Origin of the sequence: Flavivirga aquimarina, assembly GCF_030540835.1 — a bacterium.
Taxonomy (GTDB): Bacteria; Bacteroidota; Bacteroidia; order Flavobacteriales; family Flavobacteriaceae; genus Flavivirga; species Flavivirga aquimarina.
Window position 1 is genome coordinate 1 of sequence record NZ_JAUOEK010000161.1, and the last position, 15,141, is coordinate 15,141.

11 protein-coding genes are annotated in these 15,141 nt (G+C 31.8%); 3 read left to right on the forward strand and 8 right to left on the reverse strand.

Translation table 11 applies throughout. From position 1 onward, the window contains the following. Nucleotides 1-200 precede the first annotated feature (200 nt). Entirely contained in the window at nt 201-2,678 is a 2,478-nt protein-coding gene (locus tag Q4Q35_RS17155) for a T9SS type A sorting domain-containing protein (protein ID WP_303279248.1), read from the reverse strand. 104 nt (nt 2,679-2,782) lie between these two features. Between Q4Q35_RS17155 and Q4Q35_RS17160 the strand changes: the two genes are divergently transcribed. After that, nucleotides 2,783-3,259: a regulatory protein RecX gene (locus Q4Q35_RS17160; RefSeq protein ID WP_303279249.1), complete on the forward strand. Its 477-nt coding sequence runs from the start codon at nt 2,783-2,785 to the stop codon at nt 3,257-3,259. Here the strand turns inward: Q4Q35_RS17160 and Q4Q35_RS17165 are convergent. Next, nucleotides 3,249-4,121, reverse strand: coding sequence for a cupin-like domain-containing protein (locus Q4Q35_RS17165; RefSeq protein ID WP_303279250.1), 873 nt, complete (start codon nt 4,119-4,121; stop codon nt 3,249-3,251). The genes Q4Q35_RS17160 and Q4Q35_RS17165 overlap by 11 nt on opposite strands. A gap of 120 nt (nt 4,122-4,241) precedes the next feature. Further along, nucleotides 4,242-5,336 carry a biotin synthase BioB gene (gene bioB / locus Q4Q35_RS17170; protein WP_303279251.1) on the reverse strand — a complete coding sequence of 365 codons (1,095 nt, stop codon included), beginning with the start codon at nt 5,334-5,336 and terminating at the stop codon, nt 4,242-4,244. A 630-nt stretch (nt 5,337-5,966) separates the two neighbouring features. Here bioB and Q4Q35_RS17175 point away from each other — a divergent pair. Both Q4Q35_RS17175 and Q4Q35_RS17180 read left to right on the forward strand, forming a co-directional pair. Continuing rightward, nucleotides 5,967-7,109, forward strand: coding sequence for a TlpA family protein disulfide reductase (locus Q4Q35_RS17175; protein ID WP_303279252.1), 1,143 nt, complete (start codon nt 5,967-5,969; stop codon nt 7,107-7,109). 137 nt (nt 7,110-7,246) lie between these two features. Continuing rightward, on the forward strand, nt 7,247-8,284 hold the full coding sequence (locus Q4Q35_RS17180) for a sugar-transfer associated ATP-grasp domain-containing protein (RefSeq protein ID WP_303279253.1): 1,038 nt from the start codon (nt 7,247-7,249) through the stop codon (nt 8,282-8,284). A gap of 53 nt (nt 8,285-8,337) precedes the next feature. On the opposite strand, the gene Q4Q35_RS17185 is transcribed toward Q4Q35_RS17180, so the two are convergent. The 5 genes from Q4Q35_RS17185 to Q4Q35_RS17205 all read right to left on the reverse strand — a co-directional run bounded on the left by Q4Q35_RS17185 (nt 8,338) and on the right by Q4Q35_RS17205 (nt 14,998). Then, on the reverse strand, nt 8,338-9,762 hold the full coding sequence (locus Q4Q35_RS17185; RefSeq protein ID WP_303279254.1) for a flotillin family protein: 1,425 nt from the start codon (nt 9,760-9,762) through the stop codon (nt 8,338-8,340). Continuing rightward, a complete protein-coding gene (locus tag Q4Q35_RS17190; protein WP_303279255.1) occupies nt 9,731-10,363 on the reverse strand; it encodes a hypothetical protein in 633 nt (210 codons plus the stop codon). The genes Q4Q35_RS17185 and Q4Q35_RS17190 overlap by 32 nt, the downstream gene beginning before the upstream one ends. 58 nt (nt 10,364-10,421) lie before the next feature. Further along, nucleotides 10,422-11,576, reverse strand: coding sequence for a beta-ketoacyl synthase N-terminal-like domain-containing protein (locus tag Q4Q35_RS17195; protein ID WP_303279256.1), 1,155 nt, complete (start codon nt 11,574-11,576; stop codon nt 10,422-10,424). A gap of 64 nt (nt 11,577-11,640) precedes the next feature. After that, the gene (locus Q4Q35_RS17200; protein ID WP_303279257.1) at nt 11,641-14,211 is read right to left on the reverse strand and encodes a hypothetical protein; all 2,571 of its coding nucleotides are present in this window, start codon (nt 14,209-14,211) and stop codon (nt 11,641-11,643) included. Nucleotides 14,212-14,221: 10 nt separating this feature from the next. Then, nucleotides 14,222-14,998 (reverse strand): hypothetical protein, encoded by a 777-nt coding sequence (locus Q4Q35_RS17205; RefSeq protein ID WP_303279258.1) that lies wholly within the window; start codon nt 14,996-14,998, stop codon nt 14,222-14,224. Nucleotides 14,999-15,141 lie beyond the last annotated feature (143 nt).

The following is a 15,141-nucleotide window of genomic DNA, read 5'->3' on the forward strand; positions in this document are numbered from 1 at the left end:
AAAATCTTTGTAATTTCATAGTCAAGGAAAAAAGAAAACCCCGTTTTTGGCTCGTCATAGCTGATTTCGGGGTTTTTGGTTTCCTTAATTTACAACAAAACCCTCATATTTACAAGGGTTTTCTTATTTATGAATGTGCCTAGTCTGAGCGTAGTCGAAGACAAACAGCGTGAGAATCTTTCTAATCGAAATTCAGATTATTATTTAATGGCCTTTTTTGTAATAACTAAGCCGTTAGACAATTCAACTTTAGCAATATATATTGAGTTATTTAAGTTTGATAACCTATAGGTCTCAGAACTAGATGCTCCTTTTAAATAGTATAATTGACGACCAATAAGATCATAAACACGAATAGTTTTAATATTTAAGCTATTATTTGTGTTAAACTGAACTTTATCATTATCCAAATCAATAATACTGAATTGATTTTCTTCTATAGAAACATCGTTTGTAGATAATGCAGCTGCATTAAATACAATTTCAAAGCGGTCATTAAACTCACCAACTTCTGATGTGAAAGTATAATCACTGGCAGATAAATCATGTAACTTGTTAAGTAAATTATCTTTTAGGTAGATAGTATTATTAGTTAAAAAGTCACCTTGTAATTGAGCTACAGATAATTTATATAATGTAGCAACTTCAATAGATGTTTTAAAACCAAGTTTTATAATTTCATCACTATCCAGACTATTAGCTGCTTTTCCTTGAATGGCGAATTTTTTGCTAGAACCTTCAATGATTGAATACAACGCAGTGCCTTTAGCAGCGAATTTAGTTGTGTCATACGAAACGCCATCATCATCATTAGTAGCACCGTTTACATAACCAACAAGTATTTGATTAAAAATGCCATTATCAGATGTGAGATTCATCCATAATTTGTTAGCAACAATCGTATTTGTTTTACTTTTTGTATTGGTGTTTTTGAAAAACTGACTGTTATCGGTCGCTCCATTTACACGCATAGAATTACTAAATGTAACATTTGTGGTGTAAATATCTCCGGAAACTAAAGAAGCCGAAGCAGAGTTAGACATCGATATAAAAAAGCCCTGACCAGAAGGAATAAATCTGGATGGAGTAACGCCATCTCCCCCAGCAGATTCTCCAACGGCATTAATAATGGCAAAGTCGTTATTTGAAAAATTAAAGGTTTGGTTACCGTTGGTTGTACTTGAAGGCGGGGTGTTTTGAGACCATAAGAATATGGCTCCGTTAATAGATTTGGGCGTTACAATATCTGTAGCAACATTACTATTAGCAGCTAAAAACAAGTCAGCATCAATAGCAGAAGGATATGGGTTGCCTACAAAATTCCAATTATAGTCTAACAACTCTGAATCGTTTCTGTAAATAGGAACAGTTACAATTCCGTTATTAAAATCACCGGTAAATGTATGCCTGAACTGTTTATTAGATACTCCTGGTGCAGTATCATAAGCAAAACCTGTAAGAGTAGCTGCATAACCTACTCCGGCCTGCATTATGGTAGCACCACTTACCAACTGCCAATCGTCCCCATTATCATCAATATTATCTTGACCTCCTATAGCTGTATCATCATTATTAGTTTCTGCAGTAGCGTCTAAGAAATTTTGACCATTAAATATAAAACGTCTATTGGTAGGTGAACTAGTTAAAGCACCACTAACTGTTTGCCCTGAAACAGGAGAACTCCAATAAGTGTATTCATACCAAGCATTCATTGGGGCTGTCCTTTTGGAAACTGTGATAGAACCACCACTATTAGTAACTGAGCTCAAATCATTTTTTTGAACAATAGCCCCGTATGGTTCTACGCCTATTGAACTACTTGCGTCAATTGTTATATCATTTTGAACTTCTATATAGGTGTTATCGGCAATAAGTAAATCTGCATTATTTAGAGTTAAGCTGCATGCTGAAAAACTTCCTATGCTTCCAAGTGTCGTGTAATCACCATTTAGAATAGCTGGTGTTGTAATATCTGGGCCACTAACGTTACTCCAAGCAAAACCATCCCAAGTAACAGCAGTTCCGCATGGATCAAGTATACCCCAAATTTCGATATTATCAATTGCTATATCTTCACCTATAGCATTAAAATCAAAAACAATTTGAATATCTAACAAAGAACCTGTACCAACTATACTTTGTGTAAATTGCGTAAATGTATCACTTATTGTTGCACCATCACCAGTTCCATCAAAATTGGTATCTATTTGAGGTTCTGTGTTAGTACCTCCAGTTCCTTCAACCCACAATAAATCAGAAAAAATTCCGCTATTATCTAAGTCGTAATTAAAGTGTAAAAAATCTGAATCATCCCAATGTTGGCTTGCCCCAATATCATCTTCAGCAATATGTACTCTAAACTCTAAGCTGGAATAACCACTTATGTTAATATTATTGATTAAAAGACTCTGTTGTGAAGAAGCTCCTTCTCCATCTAAGTCTTGAGCAGTAAAATAATAAGTTCCTTGTATGTTTGAGAAACTTTCACCTGTTATATTTGAACCGTCGGTTCTAATAAAGTAATCTTCACCAGAACTAATAGCAATGTCTGTGAATTCTGTTATACTTGTAGAGTAACCATCGGGGGATTCAAATGTTAATTCCGCAATTTTGGTCTGCCCATAACTAAAATTAAAAGCAGTAAAGAGTAGTATGCTAAAAGTAATTTTTTTCATCATGTTAGGTTTTAAAATCTATACTTCGACTATGCTTAGTACAGTAGATTTGGTTTTTATAAATTTTTATTCTTATTGTTAATAATCTATTATTATTTTTGAAAACCATGCAGGTATCAAAAAAAACATATACAGTACAAGAGGCTACCAGAAAACTGGAGCATTATTGCGCATATCAAGAACGTTGCCATCAAGAAGTTAGAAAAAAGTTAGAAGGTATGCACATGATACCTGAGGCTATCGATGTGATCATAGTTCACCTTTTAGAACATAACTTTCTTAATGAAGAACGTTTTGCCAAAACATTTGTAAGCGGTAAGTTTAAAATTAAGAATTGGGGGCGACGTCGTTTAACTTACGAACTTAAGAAAAAAGACGTGGTCAAAGTTAATATAAATCAAGCACTTAGAGAAATAGGAAATGAGGAGTATATCGAGGTTTTCAATGGTTTAGCCGAAAAAAAAGCAAATTCGATTAAAGAAACAGACAAGTTTAAAAAAAGAAAGAAATTAATAAATTATCTGTTATATAAAGGATGGGAATCTCATTTAGTGTACGAAAAGGCAAACGAGATTATACCGTAATTCCGTTATTTTTATGTGTTCTCACTATGGCTTGCTCATTTTTCCAATCAATCCATTTTCGCCCTTTTAAACGTCTCATGATATGATCATAATGACGCATAATCAATATATTATATAAAGCTCGACCAAAGTTTTTTGGGTTTCTGGCGATAGCTCTCAAACTCATAGAAAACCCCGGAGTATTATAGCGCATATAATGCCAATAACCTTCGGGTATATATAAAACCTCACCATGTTTTAATTCTGTCTTGTAACCTTTTGCTTTTTTAAGTATAGGCCATTTTTTAAAATCCGGATTAGAAAAATCTATATCTTCTCTGGTAATTAAAGAATGTGGGATTTTATACAAGTAATCGCTCTGTTTCTGGTCAAATAAAATAACCTGTTTGGTACCTTCAAAATGAAAATGAAAAATGTTGGCTAAATCTATATCATAATGCATAAAAGTATGTGAACCACGTCCTCCAAAAAATAACATAGGAATCCCTTTCATGAGACGTAAACCAAAATCCGGAAACATAAAATCGTTTCGTAGCTGAGGTATTTCTTTTATAGCATTCCAAAGAAAAATACGATATTTTGTGGGTTCTTTTTTCAGTAAATCCACGTAATCGCTCATTTTCATTTTTGCGTGAGGCTCGTTAAACCCGTCTCTGAAATCTACAGGTCTATCATCGTAAAGAGGAATGGTAATATCGCCGGCAATGGCCTTCATATAATCTAAATTCCACTTGGTGTAGGCAGGCCAATTTCTTATAATGTCTTCAATGACTACAGGCTTTTGCGGATTAAAATAGGATTTTAAAAAATCCGTTTTAGTAATGGTTTTTATACGAGCGATATCTTGCAGATTAAGTGCCAATACTTAAATAGTTAGTTTAGTACCCAAAGTTAAGAAAACGTTACGAAAATAGAAATCCTATTTTGACGTTACCACAAGAGACGGCTTTTCGCTAATGTTAATAAGGAAAGGGGACAGGAACTATTTAATCACTTTAGCCCTCTCTTTAGCAGTTTCATTACGTTCAATCGTGTGTTTAGGTCTGCTCCATTTTGGTTTTTCACCTAAAGCTTCAAACTTTGAATCAGCAGCTTCAACAGTTTGCGGTTGTACCTTCTTAGTAAATGGTTTTTGTGGATTTAAACCAAGTAGTTTAAACATTTCCATATCTTCATTTACATCAGGGTTTGGTGTGGTTAATAATTTATCACCTGCAAAAATGGAGTTGGCACCAGCAAAAAAGCACATGGCCTGACCTTCACGTGCCATTTGTGTGCGTCCAGCACTTAAACGTACTTGAGTTTCTGGCATCACAATTCTGGTGGTAGCTACCATACGAACCATGTCCCATATAGAAATGGGTTTTTGATCTTCAAGAGGAGTCCCTTCTACTGCAACTAAAGCATTTATAGGCGTTGATTCCGGTTGTGGATTCAAAGTTGATAAAGCAACAAGCATACCAGCTCTATCTTCCAAGCTTTCGCCCATACCAATAATACCACCAGAGCAAACAGTCACATTGGTTTTACGCACATTATCGATAGTGTCCAAACGATCTTCGAAACCACGTGTAGAAATCACTTCTTTGTAATATTCTTCAGACGAATCTAAATTGTGGTTATAGGCATACAAACCGGCTTCTGCTAAACGTTGCGCTTGGTTTTCGGTAATCATACCTAGAGTACAACATACTTCCATATCTAATTTATTAATGGTACGTACCATTTCTAAAACTTGATCGAATTCTTCTCCATCTTTTACATTACGCCATGCAGCACCCATACAAACACGAGAACTTCCCCCAGACTTAGCACGCAAAGCCTGAGCTTTTACTTGCTGTACAGACATTAAGTCGTTTCCTTCAATATTGGTATGATATCGAGCAGCTTGTGGGCAATAACCACAGTCTTCTGAACAACCACCGGTTTTTATAGAAACCAATGTAGAAACCTGCACTACATTTGGGTCGTGGTGTATGCGGTGAATAGTCGCTGCTTCGTATAGCAACTCCATTAAAGGTTTGTTATAAATATTTAGAATTTCTTCTTTGGTCCAGTTGTGCTTGGTTGTACTCATATTGAGGTTGTATTTTTAACAAAAGTAATTATTATACCTAATAAAGTGGAAGATATAATTTATAAATTTAACTTTAAAATTGACTTTTATAGTATGAAACGATGAAATGGTAACATCTTTTTCTTAAAAATTTATTGCTAATTATAGAGCGTTATTTTTTAAGCGTTTAGAAGTTTAACCTTTTTAAACGAATAAATTCTCATTATATATAGTGAAATTCTAATTGTTGTCTATGATTTTAGTTAATAGTTATTACTTTTAATTTTCAAAAAACAACCTTAATATGAAAATCTTAAAACTCAAGTTTTTATTACTCATCATTTTAGCTGTAGGCTGTAAAAAAAAACCTTAGAAGCAATTATTAAAGGTAATGTAAAAGGAAATATACCTTATACCATTTTTCATACAGTTTCAGTAAATGAAACGGCATATATTCCATTTAAGGAAAAAATCACTCTAGATTCCTTAGGAAATTTTAAAGTTAATCATACTCTGGAAAAAGCAGGTTTTATTCAAATTTTAATTAATAAGGAAGACGGTTTTCAACAAATAACACGTGCAAAATTAGTAGTAGAACCTGATAAAGAATATATTGTAAATTTTGATTTAACTCAAAAAGATAAAAGCAAAATGGTTCATATAGATGGCTTTAATAAGGCAGCTCAAGAACAGCTTAATGCATTAGAAAACCCCGGTCATATTCAAGGAGGAGCAAGGAAGTTTTTTAAAGATTCAATAGTTTCAAATGTGGTTTCTAAAATAGACTCTTTAAAGCAGGCAGATATTTTAAAATTTGAAACACTTTATAAAAAAGATAGTATTTCTAAAGGTTTTTTCGATTTGGTAAAATTAGACAGAGGTTATTATTATACAGCCTTAAAAGGAACTGTTGGGTTTGTTAAATTTATAATAAATCAAAGAAACGAGGGAGTTTTCACCGAAGAGGTTGAAATAATGTGGAAATCTTGTTTTGACAATGATTTACTTAATCGTTCCGATTTTCAAAATACTGAATGGGGTTATGCTTTCGCTGAAAATTATTTGTATTATAAGGATGCTAAATCTTTTGATTTTGATATTGAAAAGCTTCAATCATCTATGAAAGATAAGAAAAGAATTGAGTATTCATTTCATCAAGCCGATAGTATATTGCCAAAAGAAAGATTAGAATTTTATAAAGCTAGTTTTTTGTTTGAAAACTTAATCCAAAAAGATTATGAAAAAGAATTGGTAACTATTTTCAATGATTTTAAAGGCGGGTTTCCAAATAGTGGTTATACAAAGTATTTAAACCCTTTGGTAGATGAGGTTATTACTTTTCATGAAACCATAAAAAAACCTTTTAACGAAGGTATTGATTTTGTAGAAAACTATGCAGATATAACTACTTTTGAAGAGGTTCTTAAACCTTTAAAAGGTGAAAAATTATATGTAGATTTTTGGGCAACTACGTGCGGACCTTGTAAAAAGGAATTTAAGCATATTAAAGAATTAAAAGCTGTATTAAGCAAATATGGTTATAAACCACTTTATATTTCTATTGACCGTGAAAAAACCCATCAGCAATGGTTAGATATGGTTAAATTTTATGACTTAAAAGGCACCCATGTAAGAGCAAATGAAACATTGTCACAGAAAATTAGAGAAATGGGAGTGAATTATATTCCAAGATATTTTTTGGTCGATGAAGCAGGAAATATTGTAGAAAATAAGGCAAAAAACCCATCACAATTAGATGACTTAGAAAAGCAATTGGTGGCGTTACAAGATTAGTCTTTTATTTTGAACAGTAGTATGAAAATTGCATTTTCCCAATACCTGTTGTATTTTTAAAATTTTGTTAAGCACAAAACAGTAGCGACCTAGTGCTTACTTTAACAAAGCATTTTAAAGTTAAAAGTTGATGTAATGTGAATAGAATAAAAGTTTTTTTAAAACACCCTAATAAAAAAAGTATTCCTAAAATGGTTAAGGAAATACTTGTACTTTTAGTAAAGAAAAGGGAGATTCCTTTCTATTATTTCAAGTATTTATATAGAAAAGATGCTATTGATTACTTGGATCATTTAAGCCTTAAAGAACAAAGAAAGTTACAATATGATAAATCATTACATAACCAAGATTATGTAAGTGTTATTAATAACAAATTATATTTTGCTTTACTAAATAAAAATGACTTAATAAAAACCCCAAAACTGATAGCCTATAATTATAAATCAAGTTTTTTCCACAATGATACCTTAATACATATTTCTACCGAAAAGGAGCTAATTCATTTTTTCGAGAAAATATTTAATAATCAGAACGTCGACGGGGTGTTTCTCAGGCCTCATTCCGATTATGGAGGTCATGGATGTTTTAAAATAACAAAAGACAATTTTATTAAAGAGTTAAAAGTTAAAAGTAAAATTCTTATTAATGGGAATTTTGTTCATACTGAGGTTATAAAGCAACATGATTCAATAAATCAAATACATAGCAAGTCAATTAATACGATACGAATAATTACTTTGTTAACCCCTCAAAAAGAAGTAGAAATAATTAGTGTATCTATTCGGTTTGGTGTAGGCGATAGCGTAGTAGATAATGCTTCTTCTGGTGGTTTTTTTGTTGGAGTCGATTTAAATGATGGAATACTACAGTCAAAAGGGCATTATTTACCTCAATTTGGAGGAGGAGAAATAACTAGGCATCCAGATAGTGGTTTTGTTTTTGCAGGTTTTAAAATTCCATATTATAAAGAAGCTTGCGAAAGTGTAAAAAGTGGTGTTAAAGTTATTCCAGATGGATTAATAGGTTGGGATGTTGCCATTACACCAGATGGCCCAGTTATAATAGAAACTAACGCCGAACCACACATACAAATTTGTAATATTATTAGTGGAGGACTATTAAAAAACAAACATGTAAAAAATTTGATTGAAGAACTAAAAACTAAAGCAAAATAAAAACCTGCTAAAATTTTTTAACAGGTTTTAAAATGTATTATTAATGAAGATTATTATTCCGTGTCCTCGGTATTTTTAGTATCTATATTAGTGGTTTCTTCATTTTTTTTATCCTTACCTTTTAAGTATTCAGGTAATTCCATACCTGCCATGTTAAACATATCTTGCAAAGGAGGAACCGATTTATACATACCAGAAAGGAAATTTGCTGTAGAAGATTTTCCGTCTTCACCACTACCATTTTCCCATACAGTAACTTTGTCAATTTTTATATTTTTAATGGCCTCAGCTTGTGTTTTAACTAATTCTGGTAATTTATCTGCAATTAATAATAATACTGCATCTTTAGAATTATTACCAGCAGCTTTTACAATTTGATCTAAACCGGCAGCTTGTTTTGTTAAGACTTCATATAACCCTTCTGCTTCAGCTTGTGCTTTAAAAAGAATGGCGTCGGCTTCACCTTTGGCACGTCTTCTAATGCGTTCAGCTTCTGCCTCTGCATCAATTTCAACTTTCTTTTTGTCAATTTCGGCAGGTACAATAACGTCTGCCATTTGTGATGAACGCTCTCGTTCTGCTCTGGCAGTTTCCGCTTCTTTCTCAGCTGCGTAGGACTCTTCAAGTGCTTTTGCAGACTGCACTTTTTCTGAAGCTATAGCCACACGTTCAGCTTCGGCTTCGCGTTGACGGCGCAATGAATCTGAATTTGCAACCGCAATTTTTGCTGTGTTTTCACCTTCTACAGCTTGAGCATTTGCAGCAGCAACCTGAGTTCTTTCATCTTGAACAGCATTAGCTTCACCAATAGATCCATCTCTGGTTTTTTCTGCTACCGATTTACGAGCTGCATTAATAGCGTGAGCTGCAGCTTCTTTACCTAATGCTTCTATGTAACCGGACTCGTCAACAATATCAGTGATATTTACGTTGATTAATTTTAAGCCGACTTTCTTTAATTCAGATTCTACAGATTGCGAAATATTTGCTAAAAACTTATCCCTATCTGAATTAATTTCTTCAATATCCATGGAGGCTACGACTAAACGTAACTGACCAAAAATAATTTCTTGAGCTAAATCCTGAATTTCGTTTTGACCTAATCCCAGTAAACGTTCTGCTGCATTTTGCATAATCCCTGGCTCGGTAGAAACTCCAATAGTAAATCTAGAAGGGACATTTACACGAATATTTTGTTTTGAAAGGGCATTTACTAAGTTAACCTCTATGGAAATAGGAGTTAAGTCCAGAAATTCATAATCTTGAATCACAGGTAAAATAAAGGCAGCACCACCGTGAATACATTTGGCAGATTGACCGCCTCCTACTTTTCCATATACAACTAATATCCTATCAGAAGGACAACGTTTATAACGCCTTATTAATATAATTAGAAATAGGAATATAAATAAGACTCCAAAAATAAGAGTCATTGGTAATCCAAAACTAGAGTCTTGCAGAATCGTCAGTAATTTCATAAGTATGTTGTTTTATGGGTTCTATTGGTTTTCTCGTTTGATCTACTATTAAAATACCATTGTTGGTTACATCCACTACTTTTATAATGGTTCCAGATTTCAGTTCAGTAAGGGAATCGGTAAGAGCATCTAATTCACGTAGCGTTCCTTGAACTCGAACTGTAACTTTTCCCATTTTAGAGCGATTTGCAGCAATAGTAAGATATACTTCTCCAATGGCACCTATGGCGTTTTTGTATTTTAAGGTACCGCTATCACTTAATTTTTGCATAAAAAAGAACATTGAAGCCATTATTACCATCATTAATAGTCCGCAGAAAAACGAAATTACAATGGTTAAAGGGGTAGGTAAACCGGCATCCATACAGGCAATACCACTCCACCCCATAATTGTAAAAAAACCAACGAGATTCTTAAAGGTTATAAATTGAAAGCCTATTCCCGAATCGGAATCAATTTCTGCGTCTAAATCTTCAATGTCTCCAGCATCTCCTCCAACAAAAGATAAAATGATAACCATTGTGAAAACAAACGATCCAATAACAGCAATAAGCCAATATATTTTAGCTAATAAGTCTAAACTTGAAAACCATTCTGTCATAATTTATTGATTAAATATTGATGACTTAAATGTATGATTATTTTAAGTAATCTTAAATTTATTTTGAAAGTAAAATAGAAACCGCATTTCCGCCAAAACCAACAGCATTTACAAGAATGTTTTTTATTTTTTTAGGTGTTTCTTGGTTTTCTAAATAAGGGATGCCGATAAATTTTTGATGTTGAAGCATTAAAACTGCAAATTCAATACTAAGAGCCCCAGATGTTCCAAAGGTATGGCCTACTTTCCATTTGTTAGTAGTTAAAGATGGTGTTTTGTTACAGAATATTTTTTCAATGGCATTGTATTCACTTAAATCGCCTTTTATAGTACCGGGTGCATGCATTACAATAACATCAACCTCATTAGGGTTTAAGTCACCTAATGCCATTTGCATTGATTTTTGAAAGCATTGCGCGTCACTAGAAATAGAAATATTATGTTCTAAAATTTCGGTAGCATAGCCAAACCCTTTAATAATAGCTAAAGCATTATCCTTTTTGCCCGTTTCTAAACAAGCTATAGAAGCCCCTTCACCCAAAATCATGGTGTTTTTAGTTTTATTAAGATCTAATGCTCGACAAGGAAAATCGCCAGTTTCTTTAGAATATATTTTTAAAGCTTGCATTTGTGCAATAGTAAAAGGAGTAAGAGGTGCTTCACTACCTCCAACTAAAAATTTATTACACATGCCAGAATTAATCCAAGCAATACCATTAAGCATGGCATGTAACGCCGTAGAGCAAGTTATGGAATGACTAATTTCAGGGCCTTGTGTTTGTAAATCGTGAGCTACCCAAGATGAAATATTACCTAGTGTCGTTGTAGGAGAACTTAATGTTTTGGCTTTATTCTTTTCAAGAAACTCTTTATGATAAGTTTCAAAAAGCTGCGTAGCACCGCGAGACGATCCAATATTAATCCCGAAATTATCCGAACCATTCCAGTTAGCTTGTTTTATAGCTTGTCGGGAAGCATATATAGCAAATAAAACAGTCTCATCAAGAGATTTATATTTAGCGTCCGATTTACGTAATAATGTAATCTCTTTTTTAGCATCTTTAGGAATTTCAGCAATTAAAGCATGTTTATTTCCAAATGTTTTTTCTGTAATACAGTGCTGATTATTTAGGTAACTTTTCCAGATATCATCTAAAGATTTTCCCAATGGAGAAATAGATGAAATAGCGGTTATTGAGATTAATTTTTGCAAGAATTTTATTTTCTGCAAAAATACATGTTCTTACATTAATGAGACATTGTTTTTTTTATTAAGATTAAAATTTTAAATAAATTAAATAACCTAATTGTACTTCGCTATAACCATTTGTTTCCCACTGTGAAGTATTTGTATAGCGGTATCTAAAGAAAAACTTATTGTCACTATCAATAGATGGCGTATAGAATAACCCTAGCTCATAGCGATGTAACCAACTTTTAGTAAGTGATCTATCTTTTTCAAAATCTTTGATAGAACTGATAGAAAAAAAAGTTTCGTTATTTGGTACTATAGTTTTAAAGGGTCTAAATCGTAAATAACCACCAAAACGTTCTTCAGGCCTAATTCTTAAAATAGCGTCAGGATATAGACGTATCATATTTACATCCTTATCTAAAAGCGATGTTCGAGGAGAACCATCTGTATTAGTTAAGGTATCTACAACTTTAATTTTTCCATAGTGAACTCCAGCATTTAATTCTATTCTGGTTTTAATTAAAGGGAAATCAAAAGATGCCGCATTTAAATCGACACCCACTGATACGTTTTCAAATTTTATAAGGTCTAAATAGGTCACAAATTTATCCACTTGTAGTTCATTATTTGTAAAACTCTCAGCATAACTAACTTGTAATTCTCTGTCTTCCTCATTAAGTTTTGCCCAAGTTAGATTAAAATCAACATAATTAGCAAAACCAATATTAGAACTACGACCTAAACCTAAATTCATCCGTTTGGTCCATAAAGGGATTTGTTTTTCCACTTCAACTTGTACTAACCCATTAGGTTCACTTTCTTTCAAGCCGTTGAAATCAGTAAAAATTTTAGCATTTAATATTTTTGAAGATTTTTCTTTTTTGAGTTCAATCTCATTATTTTCGTTTAAGTCATCTAATGGTAATCTGATCACTTGATCTTTTGGACTAAAATCTAAGCGGTCATTCTGATGGCGTTGTACATATAAACTTATCACATTAGTTAATGGTAAAGAAAATACTTTTTCCGAACCTTCAAAGGCATAAAGAGAATAATTATCTAAATCGGCAAAATCAGTTTTAGAGCTGAAACCAATGGGGTATTCATTTTCAAATTTGAATTCTTTAGCGAGTACTTTTTCAAGTATTTCAATCACATAGGGTTCTTTATAAAAATCAACGATAATTTTTTTAAGATTGGCTCCAGAATATTCTTTTTGTTTTTTCTTGGTTATTGCATTTAAGATAGCTATTTCGTCAATATTAGGTGTAATTATTTTCCCTGTACAAGTTATGTGTTCAATAAATCCGTCATTAAAGTCAATTTCTATATTTTCTATCTCAAAATTCCAAATAGGAACTTTTACTATTTCATCTTTATGATTTGCTATTAAGAAGTTAATTTCGTTTTGAATTTCTTTTGGATTATTTTTAATTTCATCTAATTCTGTTTTGAATTTTAAGATTCGACCATTAATAATTTTTAAGCTATCTGATTTTTCTTTTTGAATTGATATTAATTCTCTTTTTTGTTCGACAAAATATCTTATCCGTCGTTTACCATATTTTACTTCATCTGCATCTATTATATCTTTTAAATATTCACTACCCTCATAGATTCTTTGGTTAAAATATTTGATGTCTTTGATTTTACTTTTAATACTATCTTCAATTTTTTTCTTATAAGCCGCTTCTTTTTTAATGGTATCATTTAAAAACTTAATTCTTGAGTTAAATGAGTCTTTGCTTTTTATTAAGTCAAAATACGAAGTAACAAAATCTGTATTTACAAAATGTGAGAGCGCGTAAATGTTATACCATTCCTGTAGCTGCTTTCGGGTGTAATGCTTGAAAATTGACTTTGCACTATGACCTTTTCTTTTTCTGGTATTTTGATTAAATTCATAAAGAGCCCATAAAAGTGAACCTTTAGAGAAAATAATTGTATTAACATCTGTTGTATTTTCATTTCCCAGAAACTCAATAAATCCATTGGATTCGAGATAATTATATTTATATCCTTTTTGAGAGATATTAGTTTTTCTATTTTTTCCGTTTTTTTCTGAGTTAAAAACTATTTCTCTTATTAGTTTAGTTTGTCTATTAAAGTAAACATCTGTATCTAATCCTTCAATTATTTTTTTAGTTACTTCAACAGTATCTTTATACTTTAAAACACCAGCAACAGGTTCTGTATCATATTGAAAAGCTGTAATAATTAAGGCATTAAAAAACTGGTATACATTTCTAAAATTTTTTATAGCCTTACCTCTTGTTTGGGGATTTGTATTATCTTTTATATCCTCTGCAAGGATATTGAAGTTTGATAGTTCTTCTTTTTCCTCATCATTGTCTTCAATAGCATTAACAACACTACTAATATTTTTAGCAAATTTTTCTCTAAAAATAATTTCTGTAAATGGAAAAACTTCAAATACAGCATCTTGTCCTTCTTTAATTTTTAAGACCTCATTCATACTGTTTTTTAATGTGAATTTTACACTATTCACTGATTTAGCAGATGCATAAATTAATATAGTTTGAGGGTTTTCATCATTTTTATCGAAAACTGTATATGTATAAGGCTGCACTTCTTTTTGTGCATATATTCCTAGTGATATAAAAAATAGAAGTATAGTGAATTTTAATTTCATGTTTTTAATTTTATCGAGTTAGTGAAACTTTAAGAATACGTTCTTCACTATTTTCAGTGAATTTGATGCTGCCTTCTATGGTATTTTTATCAATTAATTTTAGAAGCTGAGTTTCTATATTTACAAGTTGTGAAAGTGAAGCGCCTTCATTATTTATAATCTTTCCGGAGATATAATAATCAGAGTTAAAATTTCCTTTTATATAGACGATGTTTTCTTCGTCTTCATCTTGTGTGAATAAATTAAATTCACCCAGATAATCAACAACTCCTGTACAAGTAATACTTCTTAAAAAGGTGGTATCTGTTTCTGTGACATTAAAGACATTGAGTTCTCCGCGAAACAAACCATTAAAAGGGTGATCTTTGTTTTCCTCATTAAAATTTAAAACAGAGATAATGGTATTTTCTTTTGAAAATAATGTATTGGATTGATGTAATGAAATACTTGAAGTCGTATCGTTTTTAACTAAGTTTGAAATACTATCCTCCTTGATAAATGCAAGATTGTTATAGTTTTTGCTATTATTTTTAAATGCAAAAATGGCATAGTTAGCAGAAATAATATCGTTTCCAATATTTTTTATATTTAAACTATTAGAATAAGGAATTTTGGAACTACTATTTTCAGATTGTTGTGAAAGCTTAAAATGTATCTTATTCGGAATGTTAAACGAATACACTAAGGGAGTTGTTTCTGGCTCAGGGAAACTATCCTTTTGACAGGATAAAAACCCTATTAGACTAATAAGAGCAATGGAAATAAAATAGTAGTTACTTCTATTCATAATTATAATGGTTATAGTTAAATACTTCAATTAATTACAAACAAGCATTTTATGGATGTAAAATTGAATGAATACCATTAATTATTAAATAGGAGGTACAAATATAGAAAAAAGATAATTTAATTACAGAATTTTCTGTCTTT

Excerpts from the sequence above, each read along its gene's own strand:
- bioB (WP_303279251.1), bottom strand. The coding sequence starts at position 5,336 with ATGAGTACAACCAAGCACAACTGGACCAAAGAAGAAATTCTAAATATT.
- Q4Q35_RS17200 (WP_303279257.1), bottom strand. The coding sequence starts at position 14,211 with ATGAAATTAAAATTCACTATACTTCTATTTTTTATATCACTAGGAATA.
- Q4Q35_RS17190 (WP_303279255.1), bottom strand. The coding sequence starts at position 10,363 with ATGACAGAATGGTTTTCAAGTTTAGACTTATTAGCTAAAATATATTGG.
- Q4Q35_RS17185 (WP_303279254.1), bottom strand. The coding sequence starts at position 9,762 with ATGAAATTACTGACGATTCTGCAAGACTCTAGTTTTGGATTACCAATG.
- Q4Q35_RS17175 (WP_303279252.1), top strand. The coding sequence starts at position 5,967 with ATGGTTCATATAGATGGCTTTAATAAGGCAGCTCAAGAACAGCTTAAT.
- Q4Q35_RS17155 (WP_303279248.1), bottom strand. The coding sequence starts at position 2,678 with ATGATGAAAAAAATTACTTTTAGCATACTACTCTTTACTGCTTTTAAT.
- Q4Q35_RS17160 (WP_303279249.1), top strand. The coding sequence starts at position 2,783 with ATGCAGGTATCAAAAAAAACATATACAGTACAAGAGGCTACCAGAAAA.
- Q4Q35_RS17205 (WP_303279258.1), bottom strand. The coding sequence starts at position 14,998 with ATGAATAGAAGTAACTACTATTTTATTTCCATTGCTCTTATTAGTCTA.